This window comes from Sphingobacterium faecium (genome assembly GCF_003054045.1).
In the GTDB taxonomy this organism is placed as follows: Bacteria; Bacteroidota; Bacteroidia; order Sphingobacteriales; family Sphingobacteriaceae; genus Sphingobacterium; species Sphingobacterium faecium.
Window position 1 is genome coordinate 93,165 of the sequence record NZ_QBKH01000007.1, and the last position, 24,181, is coordinate 117,345.

The following is a 24,181-nucleotide window of genomic DNA, read 5'->3' on the forward strand; positions in this document are numbered from 1 at the left end:
TTTTCTAAAGTTTTATACTAAAAGCTTATTTGATGATATCACGTAAACCTAGACCTTTGATGATCGCACGGTAACGGTTGATGTCAGTTTTGTACAGGTAAGCTAATAATGAACGACGTTTACCTACTAACATTTGTAGCGCACGTTGTGTGTTAAAATCTTTTCTGTTTTTTTTCAAATGCTCAGTTAGGTGAGCAATTCTCTTAGTGAATAAAGCTACTTGTCCTTCTGTAGAACCTGTGTTCGTTGCCGAACCTGCAAATTCTGCGAAGATATCTGCTTTGTACTCTTTACTTAAATACATCTCTGAAATAATATTAAAGCGTTAAAAATTTTTGTTAATTGACTGCAAAGGTAGTACTTAAACTTTACTTTGCAAATTAAATGCAGATTAAAATTCAAGTAGCCCTTCAAAATAGATTACGCAGATTTGCTAAATTTAGTTCAAAGTATCCTTAAATCCTATGATTCAAAGACAATCATAAACCGCAAAAGATCATCAGTGTCACCATTAAACTTTAACGTAGATTTTCTTTTTATCCAAATAGTAACAGATTACCCACATGAAAGCAAGGAAACATAAAGAATAAAAAAATGATCCCACTTCAGGAGGCCCAGGCAAAGGTTTACAAATATGAGTGTAAAACCAAGTAAAACCATTCGTATACACTTGTGCACCATCCTCCCCTATTCCATTAGGAATACGAATAAGTCCGACCAAACGAGGTAGAACACCACTCAGAACAAATATAAAGAGTGGATTTTTACCAAAAACATCAAAAAACTTAGTTAAACCATTTTTCACTCCCTGCACCTCAATAAACCAGATCATCCCTCCGATAGTCATCATACCAAGCCCCGTAGTATATAAGACATAAGAACTTGTCCATATTTTCTTATTGATTGGAAAACCTAATGACCAGATCCAAGCCAAGACAATTAATATAAAACCCGTAACAAATAAACCCGAAAGCAATTTAAAATGAGGCTCATTACTCGTAGGAACTTTAGACCATAGCCAATCCACCTGTCCCTGTTTTTTAATAAATGTACCAGCCAAATAACCAAATACCACTTGCACAATAGCGGGTAAAGTACTCATCAAACCCTCCGGATCAAAAGGCACACCTTCACCTTTATAGATATGTGCTACTCCCAATAGCTTGACATCAATAGAAGTACCAAACCAGCCCGCTAAACTATAGGGATCTCCAACCTGTCCTGCAAAAGCACATATCGCCCAATAAGCCAATAGGATAAACGTTGAAATCCAGATCAACGCTTTCTCTTTAAAATAATAAGCTAAGATCGACGCAAAGCAATAAGCCAAAGCAATGCGTTGTAAAACGCCTAAAATTCGGATTCCCTTCTCAGCATCATCAGGGTTTACCCAATGCTTAAACACCAGTGCATCCCCACTCCATTGAACAAAAGGTGCCCAATTCAAAAATAAACCAATGGCAAATATTAAAACGGTTCTTTTGATTACCTTTTTCCAAAACACAGCATCACCTGCCTCTTGAAGACGGGGGATTACAAAAGACATCGCATTACCGACAGCAAATAAGAAAAACGGAAAAACCAAATCAGTAGGTGTACAACCGTGCCAGCTGGCATGTTGTAAAGGAGCGAACATATGTGCCCATGTTCCGGGATTATTGACCATAATCATCAGAGCAACTGTTGCTCCTCGAAATACATCAAGTGAATAATATCGTTGTTTCATAATCTAGATTGTTTAAGCCAAAGATATTCTTTTTAAAACAGAAAAAAAGCCTCGTTTTACTTTGTAAATATTAAAAATTAAGGCATGTTGATCGGTAAGACCAAAATAGTTGGTAAGATCTCATAAACACCATCCAAAATTCCTTTATTAAGATTTACATTCGTTAGAAACTTTTGAAAATTTTGGAAACAAAAAACATTTTTACAATCATAAAAATAAATAAGAGTAGTATACTTATTAAAAATAATTATAAAGTCTTGGCTTTTTGAAAAAATTTTTATTTCTTTACTAATTCAAAATAATCACACGAGTATATAAAGATAATGAATAGTCAAATTTTAAAAGCACTTTACTTCCATCAAACACAATCGATTGCACAACTAAGTAAAACTTTTAATAAAAGCGTACCACTTGTTACTAAAGGCATAAATAGCCTATTGGACATGAATTTGATAGAAGAAAGTGGTTTTGCAGTATCTACAGGTGGAAGACGTGCTATTCAATTTAAACTTAACAATAACCTTTCGCATCACGTGTTGATTATCGCTCTTGATCAATTCTACACATCCATTTATATATTCAATCTCGAAAACAACGTTATTGCACAGATCACAGATCAGTACAACCCATTATCTCGCCACACAATCGCTTTACAAAATATCATTGAACATACGGAGAAATTGATCACCAAATCTCAAATTCCATTAGATGATTTCATCGCAATGGGTATCAGTATGCCTGGATTTGTAGATAATGAGAAAGGGATAAATGACTCATATGATAAGAACTGTAATCTTCATCATATAAAAAAACATATTGAAGAGCATTTTAAGATTCCTACCATGATTGAAAATGACTCCACCTGCATTGCATTTGCAGAACATATGTTTGGTGCTGCTAAAGATATGAAAAGCGCATTAGTGATTAATTTAAATTGGGGAGTAGGATTAGGTATGATCGTAAATGGGCACCTATTTAAAGGATCCAGTGGTTATGCTGGGGAATTCAGCCATATCCCCCTTAGCAATAGCAACGCACTTTGCTCATGCGGAAAAAAAGGTTGTTTAGAAGTCGAGGCATCACTCACCGCAGCAGTAAAACATGTAGAAATCGCCTTAGATTCGGGAGAAAAATCAAGTTTAGAAACCGAAAAATATCAAGACTTATTAGCAAAGGGGGATGCTTTGTTAGAAAATGCCATTCAGGGCGATCAATTGGCTATCGCAAGCCTTGGAAAAATTGGTTATATGCTAGGAAAGGGCATCGCCACTTTAATTCATATACTCAATCCCGAAGCAATTATTATCAGTGGAAGGGGCGCTAAGGCAGGTCACATCCTTATGCCACAAATTCAGACAGCAATCAATGAATTTTGCATTCCTCGTTTGGCCAGTACCGCACAATTAAAAATATCCGAAACAAATAAACATGCCCAAAGCTTAGGCACCGCGGCATTTATCATAGAAAACACATTACAAACCCTTATAAAAACAGACTAAATTAAAATTTTCAACAGATTCGTATGAGTTATTTTTACAAAAAAAGTGCGGGACTAGCATTATGCACCTTATTTAGTGCAACATCCTTGTTCGCACAACAAACCATTACAGGAAAGGTCATCGATGCTAAAGGACCTCTCTCCGGTGTAACAGTTTCTGTCATCGGAACATCTCGCGCTGCCCAAACCAGTCCCAATGGAACTTTCACAATTCAAGCTTCACAAGGTGAAACTTTACGATTTACGATCATTGGATACAAAGCATCAGAAATTATTGTTGGCTCAACTAAAACGATTAATGTCACCTTAAATGAAGATGCTTCAGCATTAGAAGAAGTCGTAGTGACAGCAATGGGTATTAAAAGAGATGCCAAAGCTTTAGGATATGCTTCCACTACCATCGGTTCCAAAGAACTAACACAAGCTGGAACAACCAATATCGGTTCAGCACTATATGGTAAAGCACCAGGTGTACAAATCAATTCTGCACCAGGAGGAGCCTCAAGTGCTGTTAACATACAGATACGTGGTATCAACTCGCTTGCAAATAACAGACAGCCTTTATATGTTGTAGATGGTGTCATGATCAGAAATGATCAACAAGCTGGTTCAAAAGGTTTAAACAATACTGGAGGTATAACAGATCCAGGGTCACAAGCCATCTGGGGAGATAACCGCATACGTGGAAACGGCATGTTAGACTTAAATCCTAACGATATCGAGTCCATGACGATTTTAAAAGGAGCTAGTGCAACAGCACTTTATGGTTCCGATGCCGCGAGCGGTGTAATTGTGATCACAACAAAAAAAGGAGTCAAAGGTAAAGGACTTGGTATCGACTTTAACTATACAGGTTCTATTGAAACAGCAGCTTTTCTACCTCGACTACAATATGAATATGGTCCAGGATATGATGCAGCGACAAATGTGCAAGCAGGAGGAACTGAAGAAGGTTGGATGACAAATGCACTATTTCCTGGAGATAGACTACTAAATTATAATGCTTGGGGACAATTTGGACCAAAATATGACGGACAAGATGTACGCTGGTGGGATGGTTCCTTAAGAAAATATTCAGCCAATAAAGGTAATTATGGAGATATATTTGACACTGGACACAATAATAACTTCAATTTAAGCCTTTCCAATCAATCTGAGAAAATCAATTATAGATTATCTGCTTCCAATATGGACTACAAGGCAATTGTTCCTGGAAGCAAAATGAATAAAAGTACCTTCAATTTAAACAGCACGATAAAGCTTGCCGATCGCGTAGATTTAGATGTAGTAGCATCCTATATCAGTACGATTACTAAAAACAGACCCGGTCTAATGGGTGATGTATTAGCCTCATATGGTGGTTTTTTCAGTGGCGCAGAAGATGTCGAAAAAATGAAGAATCAATTATATCAAACCTCTGATGGATTTCGATACAATCCATTTGGATCAAATAGACCAGAAGCTTTCCCAGTCAATTATCGAGGTGTGAATCTACTTAACTATTTCTGGCAGCAAAAAAGAAATATTTATGAAGAAAAAGAAAATCGATTCTTAGGAAGCACAACATTAAATTGGGGTATATTAGACAAACTCAAATTTAGAGGTCGTCTGGGAACAGATTTTACAGGATTAAATATCGAAAATAAAGAGCATAACGAATATGCTGTACAGTACAATGCGACAAATAGTACAGGTAAATTTGAAGTTTCTAAAGGAATATATAAAATCATCTACGGAGACGCCTTACTAACCTATGCAGATAAAATTTCAGATGATTTTGATTTTAGTGTGAGCGGAGGTTTTCAGTCACGTATGGAAAATTATGATGATCAGATGTCTAGAACAGAAGGAGGACTTGTATCCGCCAACTGGTTCAGTCTAAATAATACATTTGGTCAAGCAGTAACAACACACGTGAGAAAAGAGCTGGTCAAATATGCATACTTTGGATTACTGAATCTTTCTTATAAAAACTACCTATTCTTAGAAGGTACAGGACGTAAAGAATATTCATCGACCTTACCATCAAAAAATAACCCATATCACTACGGGTCAGTAAACACAAGTTTCGTCTTTTCAGAAGCATTTGACCTGCCAGATTTCTTTAACTACGGAAAAATTAGGGCATCTTATGGAGTTGTAGGTAACGACGCACCTATCTATGCCTCTAATTTAGCATTTAAACAAACTTCATTAATCACCGTAAATGGACCTGTGCCAGCATTGGCTCCAAATTCTTCTTATGGAAATGAAGACTTAAGACCTGAGAAAAAAACGGAAAAAGAAATCGGTTTAGATTTAAAATTCTTTAAGAGCAGACTTGGTTTAGACATCAGCTATTATGCAAATGCTATCGATGATCAGATCATGCCATTATCAACGGCTTACACCACTGGAGCTTCCACACAATTTCTCAATGTGGGTAAGATATCCAATAAAGGTTGGGAAGTTGCATTAAGTGGTACTCCTATCAGAAATGATAATTTCTCTTGGAACACAAGATTAAATTTCTCAAACAACAAATCAAAATTAGACAGACTTATTGATCAAGTACCAAAACTAGTTTTCTACGATGCAGATCAAAGTTCTATCCGTATGGAAGCGAGACCAGGTGAAACCTTAGGAAACATTTACGTTTTTCCTCGTGCGACAAATGAAAAAGGTGAGTTACTAATATCTGATGATGGAAATTATGTAATTGACAAATCAACCTATGTAAAAGCAGGAAACATCATGCCAAAAGCAATTGGTGGTTTGACCAATACATTTAACTACAAAAGTTTCAGCTTAGATTTTACAGCTGACTATAGATTTGGTGGTCAAATGATCTCGACACCACATAAATATGCATATGGAGCCGGAAGATTGGAGAGCACATTGGAATATCGTGAATCGGGTATTACATTAGACGGAGTCAATGTCAACACAGGAGCAAAAAATGAAGTCAAGCTTTCTGGAGCAGAATATTACATGAATAACTTTTATTGGGGAAACAATGCTTGGAATGAAAAAGCAGCAGTACTTGACAATAATTTCATCAAATTAAGAGAAGTGGTCATCGGATATAATATACCGGAATCAGTAACTCAAAAATTGAAATTAAATAGTTTACGCGTGTCTCTGATCGGTCGAAATCTATTCTACTTTTACAGATCTATCAAAGACATAGATCCAGAAGCACCTGTTGGAAACTACTGGTATTCACAAGGCATTGATATCGGTTCAAATGCAGCTACTAGAAGTTTCGGTTTCTCTTTAAATGCTAAATTTTAATACAAAAAGAAATGAAAAAAATTAATCATATCCTGTTATTTGCAAGTCTTCTATTAACCTTATTCAGTTTTCAATCTTGTAAAACCGAATTAGAAGACCGATACACGGATCCCGAACAAACGACAGAACCAAATATTGCTGCTTTTTTAACGCAGATTTTAAATAACTCCCGTCTCAGATCAGAATACTGGCACTACCGTACCTTTATTTTCACGCACCATGCAAGATATACACAAACAGCATATTTTGAAAATGAGAATACCATGTATCAGCAAAGTGATTCTTATACAAATGATTATTGGAGAGATTTCTATGCCCCTGGAATGATAGGTGTCTACCGAGCCATGGAAAGATCATACAATGGATTAACAGCTGAAGAGAAAGCTAGCCGTGATTTATTTATGTACGCAGCTAAGGTCGTATTATACGATCAAGCATCAAAACTGGTTGATAATTTTGGTGACATTCCATTTTCAGAGGCAGGAAGCTTGCCCCTTACAGATGTCATTAAACTTGGTAAATTTGACGATCAAAAAGAATTATACAATACTTTTTTAACTGGATTAAAAGAAGTCAATACCTATTTCAAAACTGCAACAAGCACAAATGAGTTTAATCGTGCAGATATTTTAAACTCCGGAAATCTGATTAAATGGCGTAAGTATACAAATTCGTTGCGTTTACGTTTATTAATGCGAATTTCAAATGTTGATGAAAATAGAGCAAAAACAGAAATTATGGAAATACTCAATAATCCCAATGAGTATCCTATAGTTGATGGATCCAATAACGGCGAGTACAATGCTGGATCTGATGATATTTTATTACAACCTCTTACCACATATACCTCAAGTCTAATAGACGCGGTGAGAGAATTACCAAGTCACTATGCACCAGACTATATGTTAAATACAGTCTTAAAAACAGCAGATGATCCGAGAATGGAAGTATTATTTGATAAGTTTGGAGAAACAGTACAAGGCAAATTTGTTGCTAACAAAACATTCCAAGCAATGCCTATTACTTTTACTGCAGCTCAGGCAAATGCACAGTACACGAAATATGCGGTGGTTGATTCTGCTACAGCGTGGATAAACTCAAAATTACCAGGAGTTTTGATGACTGCTTCTGAGACCAATTTAATCAAAGCAGAAGCACAGGAAAGATGGGGTACAGATGTTGCTGCAAAAACAGCTTATGAAACAGCAGTAAAACAATCAATATCATTCTATTATTACTTAAATGCAAACAGCTCCCATCAAGTTAAGCTGACTAAACCAAGCAGCGAAGTAATAAATAAATTGATCACAGAATCGAATATTGCATTTTCAGGTGATAAAATCACGAAATTAAAGCTTATTGGTACACAAAAATGGTTGCATTTTGGATGGTTACAAGCAGAACAGGCGTGGTCAGAATACCGTAGAACAGGATACCCTACTCTACCCGCATTCCCAGTCTCGACCTTAAATGGTTTACAAGCTCCACCGGTAAGACTCACATATCCTTCATCAGAAATGACCAACAATTCAGAAAACTATCAAGCAGTGCGTGCAAAAGATACGCGCGACACCAAGATTTTCTGGGATGTAAACTAATACCTAATATTCAAAAACAGCTCATAAAGAAAGCCACTTAAAGTGGCTTTCTTTATGAGCATTTTATTTATATTTAAACATGCAAAAACTCAACACGATCATAACAGCTGTGCTCATGGCGACAACCTCCACCCTAGCACTTGGTCAAGCACATAATGTATCTTCAGGTTATCAAAAACCAACCGACCCCATGGTCATCGAAAATCTGGAACAATGGCAGGACATGAAATTCGGCCTTTTCATGCATTGGGGCACATATAGTCAATGGGGTATTGTCGAAAGCTGGAGCTTATGTCCCGAAGACGAAGGCTGGACACAGCGCAAACCTGAACATGGAAAAAACTATTTCGATTATGTAAAGAATTACGAAAACCTACAAAAAACATTTAATCCAACAGATTTCGATCCTAAAAAATGGGCCGATGCAACAAAAGCTGCAGGAATGAAATATGTGGTATTCACCACCAAACATCACGATGGATTTGCGATGTTCGATACAAAAGAGTCGGATTACAAAGTAACATCTCCAAATACACCATTTTCAACAAATCCAAAAGCAAATATCACCAAAGAAATATTCAACACATTCAGAAATGATGGTTTTAAAATAGGGGCTTATTTTTCCAAACCTGATTGGCATACCGATTTTTATTGGTGGAACTATTTCCCGCCTAAAGACCGAAACGTAAATTATGATCCCGCAAAACATCCCGAAAGATGGGAGAAATTTAAAAATTACACGTATAACCAGCTTAATGAACTCACTTCAGAATATGGAAAAGTAGATATCCTCTGGTTAGATGGCGGATGGGTAAGACCATTTAAAACAATTGATCCATCTGTAGAATGGCAACGCACCATTAAAGTCGAACAAGATATAGATATGGATCGTATAGGTACTATGGCTCGTAAAAATCAACCCGGTATTATTGTCGTCGATCGCACTGTACCCGGCAAATGGGAAAATTATGTTACTCCAGAACAAGCGATCCCCGAACACACCCTAGACATACCTTGGGAAAGTTGCATTACCATGGGAGATTCTTTTAGTTATGTTCCCAATGACCAATATAAACCAACTAAGAAAATTGTAGAAACACTCATCAAAATTATTGCAAGAGGAGGTAATTATCTGCTGAATATTGCCCCAGGACCAAATGGAGACTATGATCAAGCAGCTTACGATCGATTAAAAGAATTGGCAGCATGGATACAGATTAATCAAGGGGCCGTATATGCGACCAGACCTATTGCACCTTTCCATGAAGGAGACTATTATTATACCAGAAGTAAGGATAGTAAAACGGTCAATGTGTTTCATATCGTAGAAGGTGAAAGTTATCAACAACCCGCGCAATATGTCTTTAATCTACCCGATCAGTTCAAAATTAAAGATATAGCCATACTGGGTCATAAAGGAAAATTAAAATGGTCACAAAAAGATAATCAAATAACAGTGATAAACCCAAATACTAAATTGAATTATGCAACCGTAATTCAAATAAAGAGTAAGTAAATTTTTAATTCCAAAATCATTTTCAAAGCCTACTGTTATAAATCACAGTAGGCATTTTTTTTAATAAGCACTCGTATTTCACTATTTATCCATATAATTCATAAAAATTATTACCAAAATAATATTTTGAAAAACCTAGCTAATACCTCTCTTCATGCATTACGTTGAGTCAAATCTTAATCTAAATATTTCTATAATAATTAAATCATATTAATTCCCGTGCACAAGAAAATTAACTTCTTAAAAAAAAGTAAAAAGTTCTTGCATCTTTTAATAATATTGTTGTAACTTTACTATTACGGAAAACCAATCCAAATTATGAACGATCAAATTATAAAAGCCATTTACTTTCAAAAGCTGCAATCGATTGCACAGCTCAGTAAAACTTTTAACAAAAGTATACCCCTGATTACCAAGTCCGTAAACTCATTATTAGAGATGAATTTAATTGAGGGGAATGATCTCGCTGCTTCAACCGGCGGCAGAAGAGCTATTCAATTTAAGATCAATAATAATTTATTAAAGTATACTTTAGTTATAGCCTTAGACCAGTATTATACGTCCATTTATATCTTTGATTTAGAGAACAATATCATAGCAGAAAACGTTGACATTTACAATCCACTAAAAAATAAAGACAAAGCCCTAGATATCATTATCGGTCTAACAGAAGCATTGATCATTTCGTCTAACATCCGTACATCAAATTTCCTAGGCATCGGCATCAGTATGCCCGGTTTTGTAGATACGGAAAAGGGAATCAATGATTCTTTTGATAAACAATCAAAATTATACCACATAAAAAAACATATCAGCGAGCATTTTAATATGCCAACGATTATTGAAAACGATTCTACTTGTATCGCTTTTGCAGAACAAAAATTTGGTGCGGCCAAAAATATAAAAAGTTCATTAGTCATCAATTTAAATTGGGGTGTTGGCCTAGGTATGATCGTAAATGGACAAATATTCAAAGGATCTAGCAGTTACGCTGGAGAATTTAGCCACATACCACTTAGTGATAGCAACGAATTATGTTCCTGTGGAAAAAAAGGTTGTTTAGAAGTCGAAGCATCATTAACTGCAGCGGTGAAAAATGTCCAAGCAGCACTAAACGCTGGGGAAAAATCCAGTTTAGAATCCGAACAACAGAACAATCTTTTGGCGCAAGGAGACGCATTATTAGAAAGTGCTATCAATGGCGATCAACTTGCTGTTGCCAACTTAGGTAAAATTGGTTATATGTTAGGAAAAGGGATAGCAACATTAATCCATATTCTCAATCCAGAGGTCATTATCATCAGTGGAAGAGGCGCAAAAGCAGGGACAATCCTGATGCCTCAAATCCAAACAGCCATCAACGAATTTTGTATACCAAGATTGGCCCAAGCAACACAAATCAGAATATCAGAAACCAATAAACAGGCTCAGAGTGTGGGAACAGCAGCCTTTATTATCGAAAACTTAATACAAACACTAATAAAAACCAACTAATTAAATTATTCAACCAATTCGTATGAGTTATTTTTACACAAAAAGTGCGGGATTAGCGTTATGCACCTTATTTAGTGCCTCTACCCTATTCGCACAGCAATCTGTTATAGGAAAGGTAACAGATGCTACAGGACCTGTTTCCGGCGTAACGGTTTCCGTAAAAGGAACAGCACGCGGAACACAAACAGCTGCAGATGGTAGTTTTACCATTCAAGCCGCACAAGGGGAAACATTACGATTCTCTAACGTTGGTTATAAAACAACGGAAATTATTGTTGCCTCAACTAAAACGATTAATGTTACTTTAGCAGATGATGCATCAGCATTAGATGAAGTAGTCGTAACAGCAATGGGGATTAAAAGAGCTCCAAAAGAGCTGGGTTATGCCATGAGTACAGTTGGAGCTGAAGAACTTACCAAAACAGGAAGTCCTAACTTTGCCGGAGCATTATACGGTAAAGCACCAGGTGTCCGTATTTCAGCGGCGCCAGGTGGAGCAACTTCAGGGATTAACATCAATATTCGGGGAACAAACTCCATTACAGGAAACTCACAGCCCTTAGTCATAATTGATGGAGTTCCAATGCGCCAAACAACTTTTAATAACTCCGATTATTGGGGTGACCAACGTGCTCGCGGTAACGGTTTAGAAGATCTGAATCCGGAGGATATTGAAAACATCAGTATTTTGAAGGGTGCTTCTGCAGCAGCGTTATATGGATCTGAAGCGATGAATGGAGTTGTTTTAGTCACTACAAAATCAGGAAAAGCCGGAAAAGGTTTTACTATTGACTTCAACGCAACTTATACACATGACCAAATCGCCTATTTACCTAGATTTCAAGACGTAAGAGGACCAGGTTTTAATAAATCATATAATAATATTAATCAATCTGATGATATGTTTTATTATTATGGTGCTGAGGATGCTGTTAATGGCGTTAATCGTGGCGTAATGGATGCAACTGTTAATTTTGGTCCAAAATTCGATGGCCAAAATATTGTATCTTGGGATGGAGTGGTAAGACCATATACTGCGCAAAATTCATATGGGAAACTTTTTAATAATCCTAACAATACGATCTTCAACTTAGCAATTGGAAATACTACAGAGAATTCAAGTACTCGATTTTCAATTACGAGACAAGATAACCAAATGACTTCTTTTGGATCTTACAATAAAAAAAATATTTTCAATCTAAACAACTCATTTACACTTTGGGGAAAACTAAAAAATGATATTGTTGTCAATTTTGTTAATCAACATACACATAATAGACCCCTCCTAACAGATCGTCTAATAAACAATTTCACGGGGATGATCTCTACATTTGATAACCCAGACTGGTATGCTGAAAAATACCAGACTAGCCTCGGTTACAAATTTGTTACGGGTACAAATCAAAGTTTAACACCATCAGAAAACTTAAAACACTTTGGCTATAGATCAGACGTATTAGATTATTATTGGAATACAAGAGCTAAACAATATGATGAATATTCCAACAGGTTAATTGGTTCTTATACAGCTACTTATAACATTACAGACAATTTATTCATCCGTGGTAGATTTTCTGCAGATGTAACTTCTCAAAAAACAGAAGACAAACAACCTAACGAGCGACCTCTAGCTTATGAAAACTCAGGATTCTATTCCTTAGGTAATCAAAATGCAAACATATATTATACTGACTTATTAGCTTCATATAGTAAACAAATCACATCAGATTTTAAACTAGGTGCAGTAGCTGGTTATACCGCAACTAAAACAGAAGATACTTATGTTCAAAATGAAACAAAAATTGGACTAAGTGTTCGAAATTGGTTTGATGTAAATGCCTCAGTTAATCAACCTGTCAGATCAGATAAATATAATTACAAGAACAATATGCTACGTGAAGCAATGTTTGGTACGTTAAATCTAAATGTCAAAGATTACTGGTTTGTAGAAGGTACTTTAAGAAGGGAAACAATATCAACAATGAATCCTAAAAATAATGTATTGTACTACCCCTCAGTAAATTCAAGTTTAATTCTTTCAGATGCTTTTCAACTTCCTAGTCTATTTAGTTACGCTAAATTGAGAGGATCATGGGGAGTTGTAGGAAATTATCCAGATATCTATAAGAGTGCACTATTTTACACCCAAGAAACACTTGGATCACAGGTAGCAAATGGGCCAGCTGTACTATATACAACTGTACCAACAGAAGCATTTGGAAATGAAAATATAAAACCCGAGACCAAAAATGAAGTAGAATTTGGTATTGAAACCAAAATGCTAAACGGCAGATTGGGATTAGATATAACCTATTATAATGGTTTGGTTAAAGATCAAATTTTAAATTATACATTACCATACTCATCTGGTGCATCATCTATTCTTGCCAATGTTGGTTCCCTTCGCAATTCTGGATGGGAGTTTGCAATAAGTGGTACTCCTATACAACATGAGAACTTCAAATGGAATACCATTCTAAATTTTTCCATGAACAAAAACATTATCAAAGAATTACCTGGTGGGGCAGGCGAATTACTACATAGAGATTATGATGGTCAAGCTGCTCAACTTGTATCCAGAGTTGGGCAACCCATGGGAGATATCATGGTACATCCACTAAAAATGGATGACAATGGAAATAAAATTGTACAGGACAATGGTATCTATCAAGTTGATGCAAATAGCTGGATAAAGGCAGGTAATGCAATGCCTAAGGCTACTGGAGGTTTTATTAACACTTTTACTTATAAAAGATTTACACTAGATGCATTACTGGACTTTAGATGGGGAGGACATGTCATGCCAACTGGTATTAATTGGATGATTAGTAGAGGACTACTAGAAGAAAGTTTAACTGGTATGGATGCAGAACACGGTGGTTTAAGTTACTATAAAGTAGGGACACAAGGTATTGCAACAAATGCCGCACAAGGTCCAAATGGAGAAACAGTTTATCATGACGGTATGCTTATGGATGGGGTACGTACAGACGGTACAAAAAACAGCAATATAATTTCTCAAGGAACATACTATAATGAAACTTATAACTGGGGCGGTCCGCAGTATTCAAATTCACGATACGAATTATACGTTCAGAAAAATAATTATATTAAAATGAGAGAGATATCATTGGGATATCGATTACCTACCGCAGTAGCCAATAAATTAAAAGCTAAAAACATTCAACTTTCTGCCTTTGGACGTAATCTATTCTTTATTTACAGAAGTATAAAAGATTTAGATCCAGAACAAATGACAGGTGGATCCAACTGGATTAATAATGTTTCTAATGCAGGAACAAGCCCTGCAACAAGAACATATGGTTTAATGCTACGTGCTAGCTTCTAAAAAAGAAAAACATGAAAAAACATATTCTTATGATGGGATTAAGTGCAATGGCACTGACAACCATTTCTTCTTGTTCAAAAAGTTCATTTGACGATTTATATAGAAATCCATCAAAAGTAACTGAAACAACAGTCGAGAAACAATATACTGGAACTATTTTCGGATTTAAAGAATTAATAATTCCTACATATAGAAATCTATTTGTTACTTTAAGACCAACAATCAATAGATATATCCAAACTAGCGGATGGATCAATGAAGCTAATCAACTAACAGTTGGAGCTGCCGCCACCGAGGATAGATGGATCCAATATTATAAAGGGTTGACACAATTCAAAGAATTAGAAAAACTTTACACCGGGCTAACTGATGTTGAAAAAAATGAAAAACGTATATTCTTATTAACTGCTCGGGTATTGTACTATGATCAAACACAACAAATGGTCGATTTATATGGTGATATTCCTTGGACTGAGGCAGGAAAATTAAGTACAAATGGAGGCGATTATACTAAATCATATTCCAAATACGATAAAGCTACAGATATTTATACAACGATGCTAGATGATTTAAAAAGTATTAGTACTGAATTAAAAAACATCACTGTACCAACTAATATTGTTAGATCTTTCGAAGCACAGGATATTATTAATAATGGAAAACTAATATTATGGCAAAAATATTGTAATGCTTTAAGATTACGTATGTTATATCGTGTATCAGCTAGTTCACAATTTTCATCAAGAGCAGCAACTGAAATTCAAGAAATAATAGAAAATCAAAATGATTTCCCACTACCATTAGTGAATAGTGAAAATTCACAAATTGATATTTTTGATTCAGGATCAAAGATTACGTCAGATGGCATAAAAGACGCATTTGAAGCAGAGGGAACATGGTACGCAAATTTAGCTGGCAAGAAAATGATTGACGAGATGAATACTAAAGTTGACCCACGATTGCCATTTATCTTTGAATTAGGAGCAAAAGCAAATAATAAATTTACAGGATTAGATCAATCATTACCAAGTTCATCTCAATTAGATTTAGCCCGCAACGGAACTATTTCCATTTACAATCGTTCAACTTACTCTCGCAACAAATTCTTTCCAGGAATACTGATGAGTGCAACGGAAGCTAACTTGTTATTAGCGGAGTATTATAGTAAAAAAGGAAACTTAAACGCTGCAAAAACAACTTTTGAAAATGCAGTCAAAGAATCTATTAGTTTATATGTGATGGTACGTAGTAGAAGTGATGATAATACCACACCTGCGGCGACTGCTCCAACAGAAGAACAGATCAAAACCTATTTATCAAACCTCAATTGGGATGCTACATCTAATAAAATACAGCTAATCGCTACACAGAAATGGATTCATTTCAATCTACTCCAAGCTGTCGAAGCTTGGTCTGAAGTAAGAAGATTAAATTATCCTGAATTTAATATACCTGTTCAAAACTCAGACATTAATAAGGTTATTCCCGTAAAATGGACTTTGCCAACTTCTGAAATAGCATATAATCAGCAAAATTACACTGTTGTAAAAGATCAAGATAAGCAAACCATAAAACTTTTCTGGGACATTAATTAAAAAAATAAACTACTCAAAGAAAGCCACTCACGTGGCTTTCTTTGTTTTAGACTTTTTTATCAAGATGACTATTTTACAAGAATCACAAAAACTAATAAATAATCCTTCATTCTCTAAATCCAAAAATAACGATCGGAATATAGGATAGCACTCAACTTGATAAACAATAAAAATAAATCGAACAAAAAGAATAGATAAATTTGGATATAAGACTCAAATTGCAAAACTTTACAATTTGAATACATCAAATGCCAACACACATATATTTATGAATAAACTAGCCCTATCCATTGTCATCCTACTTATAATTTGTTCATGTAGAAGCTATCAACCCGTATTATTAACATCATCTCAGATTTTCAAAGAAGGTCAGGTTCCTTTCAAACAATGCCATGCTTCGACTATCGAATCGATAGGTAAAGATAGTTTAATTGCCTCTTGGTTTGGTGGAACACACGAGTCCAACCCCGATGTAGTCATATGGACTTCTCACTATACCAATGGAACATGGGAAGCACCAGTTCAGGTTGCCGATGGTACTCTTAATGAAAAACAGTATCCAACATGGAATCCCGTGTTATATCAGCATCCCCAGTCTGACACGCTATATCTCTATTATAAAATTGGACTAAACCCTAGAGAATGGAAAGGATATGCTAAATATTCGCTCGACAAAGGAAATTCATGGTCAACAGCAAAAGCACTACCCGCAAATATTCTTGGGCCAATCAAAAATAAACCAATCACTTTAGACAACGGAATAATATTATCACCGTCAAGCACCGAGTCAAAAGATGAAATCTGGAAAGCACATATAGAGATCAGTAAAGATCGTGGAAACACTTGGTCGATCGTTGAAATTAATCATGAAAGTCCAGTTCAGGTCATACAACCTAGTACTTTAAAACATAAGAATGGAAAAATTCAAGTATTATGTCGCAGTAAAGAAAACAAAGTCATGAGTTCCTTTTCCAATGATAATGGAGAGACCTGGCAACCTTGGCAAGCTACAAATTTGCTTAATCCAAATGCTGCAACAGATGCCATACGTTTAAAAAATGGTCAGTTTATGATCGTTTATAATCCAGATCTTGCCGGAAAAGATTGGTGGGAGGGGCGTACTAAGCTTCGAGTAGCATTATCAAAAGATGGTCTCAAGTGGAGAGACGTATTGATATTAGAAGACGGTCAAAATGGAGATGAATACTCCTACCCGACCATCATACAAGACCCACAAGGTTTGATTCACATTACCTACACTTGGAATAGAAAGAGTATTAAGCACATCGTCTTAAAATAAACAATAAGTGTGGCAAAGAAAGCCACACTTATTGTTTTAGAAAAGAAGGACACTATCTCTGCAAAAAATACCCTTCCCATTTCGGAACATCTTCTATTTTAGATTACAAATAATCTTTTTTCAATTCAAGAACCCCTTCAAGGCGCACATCATCCGATGCAGACCCAATCAGTAATTTAAATTTTCCCTTCTCCGTTTTCCACCTATTATCCACAGCCCATAATTTTAGATCCTCTTTCGTGAGCTGAAAAGAAATTTGCTCACGCTTTCCCGCTCCAATCGTTTTACGTTCAAAACGTTTCAATTGCTTTACAGCCGTCACGACAGAACTAACTTCGTCTATTACATACAATTGAGACACCTCATCACCATTAAACTTCCCTTTGTTTTCCACATCAAAAGAAACTGTACACACAAAATCATTTTCTTCCTCTTTCAGATCAACCAAAAGATTAGAATAATCAAATTTGCTGTAGCTCAATCCATAGCCAAATGCATATAAAGGTTTAGCCGTCATCTCGACATAATCATGGTGCTTCGGTTTATTATGATTATAATGTACCGGCAATTGTCCTACAGAGCGAGGAATAGATACAGGTAGACGACCTGCTGGATTATAATCTCCAAAGAGCACATCCGCAATCGCCAATCCACCTTCTTGCCCAGGATACCAAGCATTTACGATAGCAGGCACATGTACCGCAGCCCAATTGAGATTCAAAGGTCTGCCCATGATCGTCACTAAGACAATAGGCTTACCAATTTTCCCTAATTCCTGGATCAATCGCAATTGATCACCCATCATATCCAATGAAACACGATCAAAACCCTCACCACTTTCCATATCACTCACCGCATTGATATCCACATTTGCGGCACCAGTAGCCTGATAAGAAGTTTTAAAATCTCGCGCACTAGAACCTCCTAGTACAACGACTACAACATCGGACAATTTAGCTGCTGCCACTGCCTCCTGAATATGACTATTTGAAGTGTCCCGGATAGCACATCCTTTCACATAATCAATCTGAGTACCTTTGCCCATCGCAGCACGAATACCATCCAATACGGTCTTCACTTTACCATCAGCTTGAGGAGCAGTATAATCCCCCAATTGATTATAGACATTATCAGCATTAGGTCCAACAACAGCAATACGCTTAATTGTTTTTTTAAGCGGCAAAAGATTACCTTCATTCTTAAGCAATACAATAGATTCTTGCGCTACTTTTCGAGCTATAGCCCGATTTGCTTCCGTTCCTACCTTCTTACCAACCAGTTTTTCATCCACAAAAGGACGATCAAACAAGCCTAAATTAAATTTCATACGCAATACCCGAGCGACAGCAGTATCCAGCACAGAACCCTCAACAAGTCCATCCTTTATTGCTTGCTGCAGATTAGTACCATATCCAGTACCGCTCAAATCAACATCTAGACCTGCATGTAAACTTTGTGAAGCAGCTTCAGCACCAGTAGAAGCTGTCGCATGCCCACCATTCAATCCCGATATACTCAATAAGTCCGAAACAACAAAGCCATTAAATCCCCATTCCTGACGTAAAATATCCTTCAGAAGCCACGGATTAGACGAACAAGGAATACCATCAATACTATTATAGGCGGTCATCACTGAACCAGCCCCTGATTTTACAGCTTGTTCAAAAGGGTACAAAAAATGTTGTCTCAAAGCTCTTTCACCAATAGAAACAGCCTCACCATTATGCCCCCCCTCTGGGACAGCATAGGCAACAAAATGCTTAAGTGTTCCAATAATTTTATCCTCTTGACCAAGCATATCACCTTGAAACCCTTTAATCATTGCTTTCCCCATCTGACCGATCAGATAAGCATCTTCACCATAAGTTTCCTCAGTACGCGACCAACGTGGGTCACGAGCGAGATCCAATACAGGACCATAGCCATTTTTACCACCTACCGCATAAGTTTCCTTTGCGATAGTCGCCGCCATCTGTTGAATCAAATTAGGATTCCAAGTACTTGCCTGTCCAATAGCTGTTGGAAAAACAGTAGCACCGATAGCCATATGACCATGCGGCGCCTCCTCCGATAACAACAACGGAATACCCAAGCGTGTACTGTCCAACATATAGCGTTGAATCGCATTTGTCGCACGAGCCGCTTCAACTGGACTCAATCCATTTGAAAGAGTCTTTTGTGTCCAAGGGTCAGCACGAAAGGTCGCCCATAGCAAACCAATATGTTGATCCTTTACCGCTTTTTTTAATTTAGCACTAACCGAAACACCATGAGTTCCTTTATCATACATCTCCCAGCCCAATAATTTAGACAACTGACCAACTTTTTCATCCTTTGTCATTCTGCCTAAAAGATCCTGAACCCTTTTCTCAACGGGGATCTTACTATTTTTATAAGGGATTTGCTGTGCTTGTAGATTAGGAATGGTGAAAAAGATCATTCCACTAAAAAAAATGCTGCTAAGTTTCATTCTAAATTTATAAAAACAATAAGTAGTCGGTTTGTAAACCACTAAAATAACGTTTTAGCTTTAAAAAAAAGCACTCCAGTGAAATAATATCAAGAAAAATACACGATATAAAAAAGGATGGCTGCTCTGAAGTAGTCCAGATAGTAACTCAACATTTTGAGCACGCTACTCATCATCCTTTTATGTTATATTAGAATTATTAAAACCATATTCCTGATCAAAATATGAACTCCAATCCGTTCCCCTACTCCTTAACTCCTTTAAAATAATATTTTACAGGAACAACAAACGCAGCCGGATTATTATTTTGATAAGTGATGATCAATCTAGTTCCTTCAATAGCTAAGAGATAGGAAGAATACTCATCACTATCAGAAAATTTGATTGTAGATTTTTCTTCATTGAAAGTAAAAGCATTTGTATTTTTTCCTTTAAAGACAAGTTGTTCGAGAATCCCCGCATTCGTTTCACAAATTTTTCTACCTCTATCTAACTTCATCTGATTGGATTTTTCTTCGAACAAAAAACGATAGCTATTGTCCATTTCACAGTCATCAGGTTTATAGTTGACCAACTGATTTTCAGAACCCTCATTAACATGTATGGGCTGCCAGATATAGGTAGATAATATTTTTTGAATGTCTTTCGGATCATCATAAATTGGCGTACCCTTATCTTTTCCACAGTTTGTCAATAAAGACAAGAGAACAATCGCATAGATTATTTTTTTTATCATAGTTTATAGTGTTAGTATCCTGATAACGTAGCTCTTGCAAAAACTGCTACAAAAAAATGGCAAAGGACTAGAGCGCTTGTTTATGAAGCTACAATAGCGCGACGCATAGTTTCATTGATCATCATCCGACTCTCCATTCATAATTTTGTTAATACGATCTTCCAAAACTGATTGATGCCAATCCTCTAAAAGTTTTCTAGTATGCTCAACAACATTATTACCTCCAGCTTCCATAATCCTAACCCACTTTTCTCCAAATTCGCCATATGCTCTTAGCGTATCCTCCGAATCTGTATACTTAAGCAGATATTCCATCATAAACAAATTAGCCCATCGATCTGGATCCAAAGGAAAACACATATACTGTGCGATATCAACTTGATCAATAAATGCTTGAAGCACCTCCTCGGGCGTAAAATTAAAAATATCACAAAATTGCTTAAACTCTTGGGTAAGCTTAATAGTTTCTAAGTTTTTCATAAGAATAAATTTTAAATGAGGTTATATTTGTAATAGCATTTTAGGCGTTTTTTACAGTGATTCGGCAAAACAAATCGAAGTTTATCAACAATTCAATGCTAATAAATTGAATGATCAATTTTTAGATAGTTATCCAACCATTCTTGATAAAAAATAGTTCGTTGCTGTAGATCTCGACAAAAGAAATAGCGCTTATCCAACTCCTGAATTTCCATAATAAGTAATCGACATTTAGGAGATTTTTGATATTCCTGATCACAAATACTACCATAGCCGTCATATACACGCATGTATACCCCTAAAACTGGATTATAGACAGCTTTATTTAAATGCATTCTCGCCAAATGCTCAGGAATAGCCACACATTTCATGATTCGATTTAAAAACTGTGTAGCCGAAATACCTGTAAGCATTGATTTAAACATTAAATCTTTATTCAAAGTAATCGTGGTCTCCTCATCAAGATAAACAACCTCCTTTAATTCAATTCCCTTAGAAAAGATCTCATAAAGTTGATGAGTCAACAACCTCCCTTTGCTTCTCCTTTGCGAATAACTATAATTTCTATTGATGGACAATTTGATTTGACGTTGTATGAGCTTCACACCTCGAGCCCGATCTATTTCATTCAGTTCAATAGATAATGGTTGATTTTGTCCTTCATCTTCATGGCGTATATAATCAAAAGATTTAGTCACTAAGTTATAGACCGAGTTGTCATGGAAGTTCTGATCGATATATGAAAAATGATTCACATACAGTTGTAAAAAATCCGGCACGGAAATACCAAAAAGTTCACAAGCATATCTAAAACTCGTTGGTATTACGATAGGTTCCGAATCTGTATTTTTCATAATTATTTGATTTTAATTAATAATAGTTTTATATCTGAAGAATAGACCCATATACAAAACTCCTTGCTTTACTTCTTGTTCATGGAGCAGTTCCCTTTAGCCCCCATAATATGTCCAACTCTGTTTTGAGAGATAGAACAGGAAACTCATAATCCGTACAGCGATCGAGCTCACATTTGATTTATATATAATATAGGTGCCTCAGAATTCTTTTTCCCTAACGAAAATCTTTAAGAAATTTCAATAAAGAACATCGAAGAGATTTCGCCATCCCCTAACTTACTTGCGCAATTCGTTGTTCAATAGATAGAATAAGCCCTTTAAGCAGTCGTTCGTACAATTCAGCGACAGCGCGAGCTTGACTGATTATTAAATCCTTATGTTTTTCATCCATATTCATTGCAGCACTTTTCCACCATATATCTTGCGGTTTTAAAATGATAGAAAGAATCAACTTATTCAGATCATGCGTATTCAAAAGACCATCCAATACATCTGTACTTGCAATAGCAGACCAGTCAAGGAGAGCTGAGAGATCCATATCTTTAGGGATAAATCCAACGGCACATTGCAGATAAGTTTGTATGCCGATACTATAAAGCTCACGCAGCAGTAGCAATGCCGTGTCAGGCATTAGTAGAGGGGCTCCTGTCATAGTCATCAATAGGTTCTGCATAACAGATCTAGCATTTTCAGAACACAATTTAATCCGTTCCAATTTACAGCTCCAGTCTATTTCCCGGGGCATTAGCTGCACATGGAAAGTAGACTTTTGCCTCAAAATCCAAGATTTTTTCCAGACAATATTTACAAATCGACTTCCCAATGCCAAATGCTTTTCTACATAAGGTAAATCCAAAAAGACCATACAGGCACCAACATCCCCAAAATTTCTCTGCCGAAAAGAAAATGGCAAGTTCTTCTTTGTTAGGACAACCAAATAAAGCTGGATTTTGACACCATCCGTTTGATCAACAGCTTCGACTTCAAAAGGATTTCCCTTGGATAATACTCCCATTTGATAATTGACCAGTAAAATCTGTTCCGGACGATAACTTGAATAAATTTTATCTAGTACTATATTCGCATCATCCTTATACTTTTGTGGCCAAGGAAAACCCGAAAAATCTTCCCGGATAGGAGGACCAGCAACTATTGTCTTACTGTGCTTGGGATCTACAACAACGGAAATTTTATCAACACTTCCCCCATTCTGAACAGCTTGAACAACTCGATCGTTTTGCTTCTTGCGATAGGTAGCTACGCCATCATTCATAAAATCAACCATATCATCCATAGCCTTTCCTAATGCTTGACAGTGAACCAATAAAAACTCAAATTCCTCTTCCAAGATATCGATACGATCTTTTTTCTTCGAATAAGCGTAACTGCTATCCAGTAGTCTGAGCAAACGTGTACTATGGACATCATAGGTAAAAATTTCGAAAAGCCCGGGCACTGCTCCAAGAAGCACTTTCAGAATATGTTCCAGATTTTGCGACTTGCCAACAGCTACTCCGACCATGCTTTGAAACCCCTTTAACCGCAACATGACAAACTGATGCAACATAGCAGTGGCCTGAAAAAAGTCCATCTTTGATCTAAAAGAATAACAAGCAACCATAAACTCGTCGGACACCTTTTTTCCTTGAGCATAATCCAACACAAACATTTCCATTAAACTATTTACGAGCTTATTGGATACAGTTGGATAGCCTTTCTTTCCCGATTGATAAAGCTGATGCGAAGGCAGCGAAGCATAGGTATAATATAAACTTCCCTTTTTCAATTGACTGACCCAATCACTAGTCCATATAACAGTAAAAGGAATTTCTGGCATATCCGCCATACACAGATGGATAATAGGCGCAACGCTTCTGACAGAAACACCTTTGATAGGGTTTACAACTAACAGTAGATGTGGACTTTTACGGCCGTCATCCAAAAATTGAAACAAAAAAATACGATCTAAGTCCATCCGCTGAACCAATCGATCAACTAAAAACTGAGTGTTAAGTTCCATAATTAAGATTTTATAACTAAATAAAATGTATAGATTTACTATACAAATGTAAAAATAATATGGAATATAAAAAATAAATTATATAGAATTAACATATATAAGTATAGCTATTAAATCAAATTATACATCAATTATTCACATTAAAGTATTTAAACCATATAACATCCGTGTTTCATGTACATATTCAATACATATTTAACATAAAATCAATGATATTATATATCCTCTTGGTACGTAAGAGTAGGTATTTGAATCTTTAAAGAATGATG

The 24,181-nt window shown here is 36.1% G+C and carries 15 protein-coding genes; 8 read left to right on the forward strand and 7 right to left on the reverse strand.

The features are described from left to right. Nucleotides 1-25: 25 nt before the first annotated feature. Entirely contained in the window at nucleotides 26-304 is a 279-nt protein-coding gene (gene rpsO / locus C8N37_RS19245) for a 30S ribosomal protein S15 (protein WP_021191167.1), read from the reverse strand. Nucleotides 305-511: 207 nt separating this feature from the next. Next, nucleotides 512-1,726, reverse strand: coding sequence for an acyltransferase family protein (locus C8N37_RS19250; protein ID WP_108160453.1), 1,215 nt, complete (start codon nucleotides 1,724-1,726; stop codon nucleotides 512-514). A gap of 323 nt (nucleotides 1,727-2,049) precedes the next feature. On the opposite strand from C8N37_RS19250, the gene C8N37_RS19255 reads away from it, so the two are divergent. The 8 genes from C8N37_RS19255 to C8N37_RS19290 all read left to right on the forward strand — a co-directional run bounded on the left by C8N37_RS19255 (nucleotide 2,050) and on the right by C8N37_RS19290 (nucleotide 17,349). Beyond that, nucleotides 2,050-3,225: an ROK family protein gene (locus C8N37_RS19255; protein WP_108160454.1), complete on the forward strand. Its 1,176-nt coding sequence runs from the start codon at nucleotides 2,050-2,052 to the stop codon at nucleotides 3,223-3,225. Nucleotides 3,226-3,248: 23 nt separating this feature from the next. Then, on the forward strand, nucleotides 3,249-6,497 hold the full coding sequence (locus C8N37_RS19260) for a SusC/RagA family TonB-linked outer membrane protein (protein ID WP_108160455.1): 3,249 nt from the start codon (nucleotides 3,249-3,251) through the stop codon (nucleotides 6,495-6,497). A gap of 11 nt (nucleotides 6,498-6,508) precedes the next feature. Continuing rightward, nucleotides 6,509-8,095, forward strand: coding sequence for a SusD/RagB family nutrient-binding outer membrane lipoprotein (locus tag C8N37_RS19265; protein ID WP_108160456.1), 1,587 nt, complete (start codon nucleotides 6,509-6,511; stop codon nucleotides 8,093-8,095). Between the two features lie 79 nt (nucleotides 8,096-8,174). Next, a complete protein-coding gene (locus C8N37_RS19270; protein WP_108160457.1) occupies nucleotides 8,175-9,611 on the forward strand; it encodes an alpha-L-fucosidase in 1,437 nt (478 codons plus the stop codon). Between the two features lie 318 nt (nucleotides 9,612-9,929). Beyond that, on the forward strand, nucleotides 9,930-11,105 hold the full coding sequence (locus C8N37_RS19275; RefSeq protein ID WP_108160458.1) for an ROK family protein: 1,176 nt from the start codon (nucleotides 9,930-9,932) through the stop codon (nucleotides 11,103-11,105). 22 nt (nucleotides 11,106-11,127) lie between these two features. Then, on the forward strand, nucleotides 11,128-14,454 hold the full coding sequence (locus C8N37_RS19280) for a SusC/RagA family TonB-linked outer membrane protein (protein WP_108160459.1): 3,327 nt from the start codon (nucleotides 11,128-11,130) through the stop codon (nucleotides 14,452-14,454). An 11-nt stretch (nucleotides 14,455-14,465) separates the two neighbouring features. Beyond that, complete coding sequence (locus C8N37_RS19285; protein ID WP_108160460.1) at nucleotides 14,466-16,049, forward strand: SusD/RagB family nutrient-binding outer membrane lipoprotein; 1,584 nt, start codon at nucleotides 14,466-14,468, stop codon at nucleotides 16,047-16,049. A gap of 268 nt (nucleotides 16,050-16,317) precedes the next feature. After that, nucleotides 16,318-17,349 (forward strand): sialidase family protein, encoded by a 1,032-nt coding sequence (locus C8N37_RS19290; protein WP_108160461.1) that lies wholly within the window; start codon nucleotides 16,318-16,320, stop codon nucleotides 17,347-17,349. A gap of 103 nt (nucleotides 17,350-17,452) precedes the next feature. Here C8N37_RS19290 and C8N37_RS19295 read toward each other — a convergent pair whose 3' ends face one another. From C8N37_RS19295 to C8N37_RS19315, 5 genes are all read right to left on the reverse strand, one after another. Continuing rightward, nucleotides 17,453-19,819 (reverse strand): glycoside hydrolase family 3 N-terminal domain-containing protein, encoded by a 2,367-nt coding sequence (locus C8N37_RS19295; protein ID WP_108160462.1) that lies wholly within the window; start codon nucleotides 19,817-19,819, stop codon nucleotides 17,453-17,455. Between the two features lie 244 nt (nucleotides 19,820-20,063). Next, nucleotides 20,064-20,555, reverse strand: coding sequence for a hypothetical protein (locus tag C8N37_RS19300; protein ID WP_108160463.1), 492 nt, complete (start codon nucleotides 20,553-20,555; stop codon nucleotides 20,064-20,066). Nucleotides 20,556-20,666: 111 nt separating this feature from the next. Beyond that, nucleotides 20,667-21,035 carry a hypothetical protein gene (locus C8N37_RS19305; RefSeq protein ID WP_108160464.1) on the reverse strand — a complete coding sequence of 123 codons (369 nt, stop codon included), beginning with the start codon at nucleotides 21,033-21,035 and terminating at the stop codon, nucleotides 20,667-20,669. A gap of 98 nt (nucleotides 21,036-21,133) precedes the next feature. After that, a complete protein-coding gene (locus tag C8N37_RS19310; RefSeq protein WP_108160465.1) occupies nucleotides 21,134-21,889 on the reverse strand; it encodes a hypothetical protein in 756 nt (251 codons plus the stop codon). A gap of 274 nt (nucleotides 21,890-22,163) precedes the next feature. Then, nucleotides 22,164-23,912, reverse strand: a complete 1,749-nt coding sequence (locus C8N37_RS19315) for a hypothetical protein (RefSeq protein WP_108160466.1) — start codon at nucleotides 23,910-23,912, stop codon at nucleotides 22,164-22,166. Between the last annotated feature and the right edge of the window lie 269 nt (nucleotides 23,913-24,181).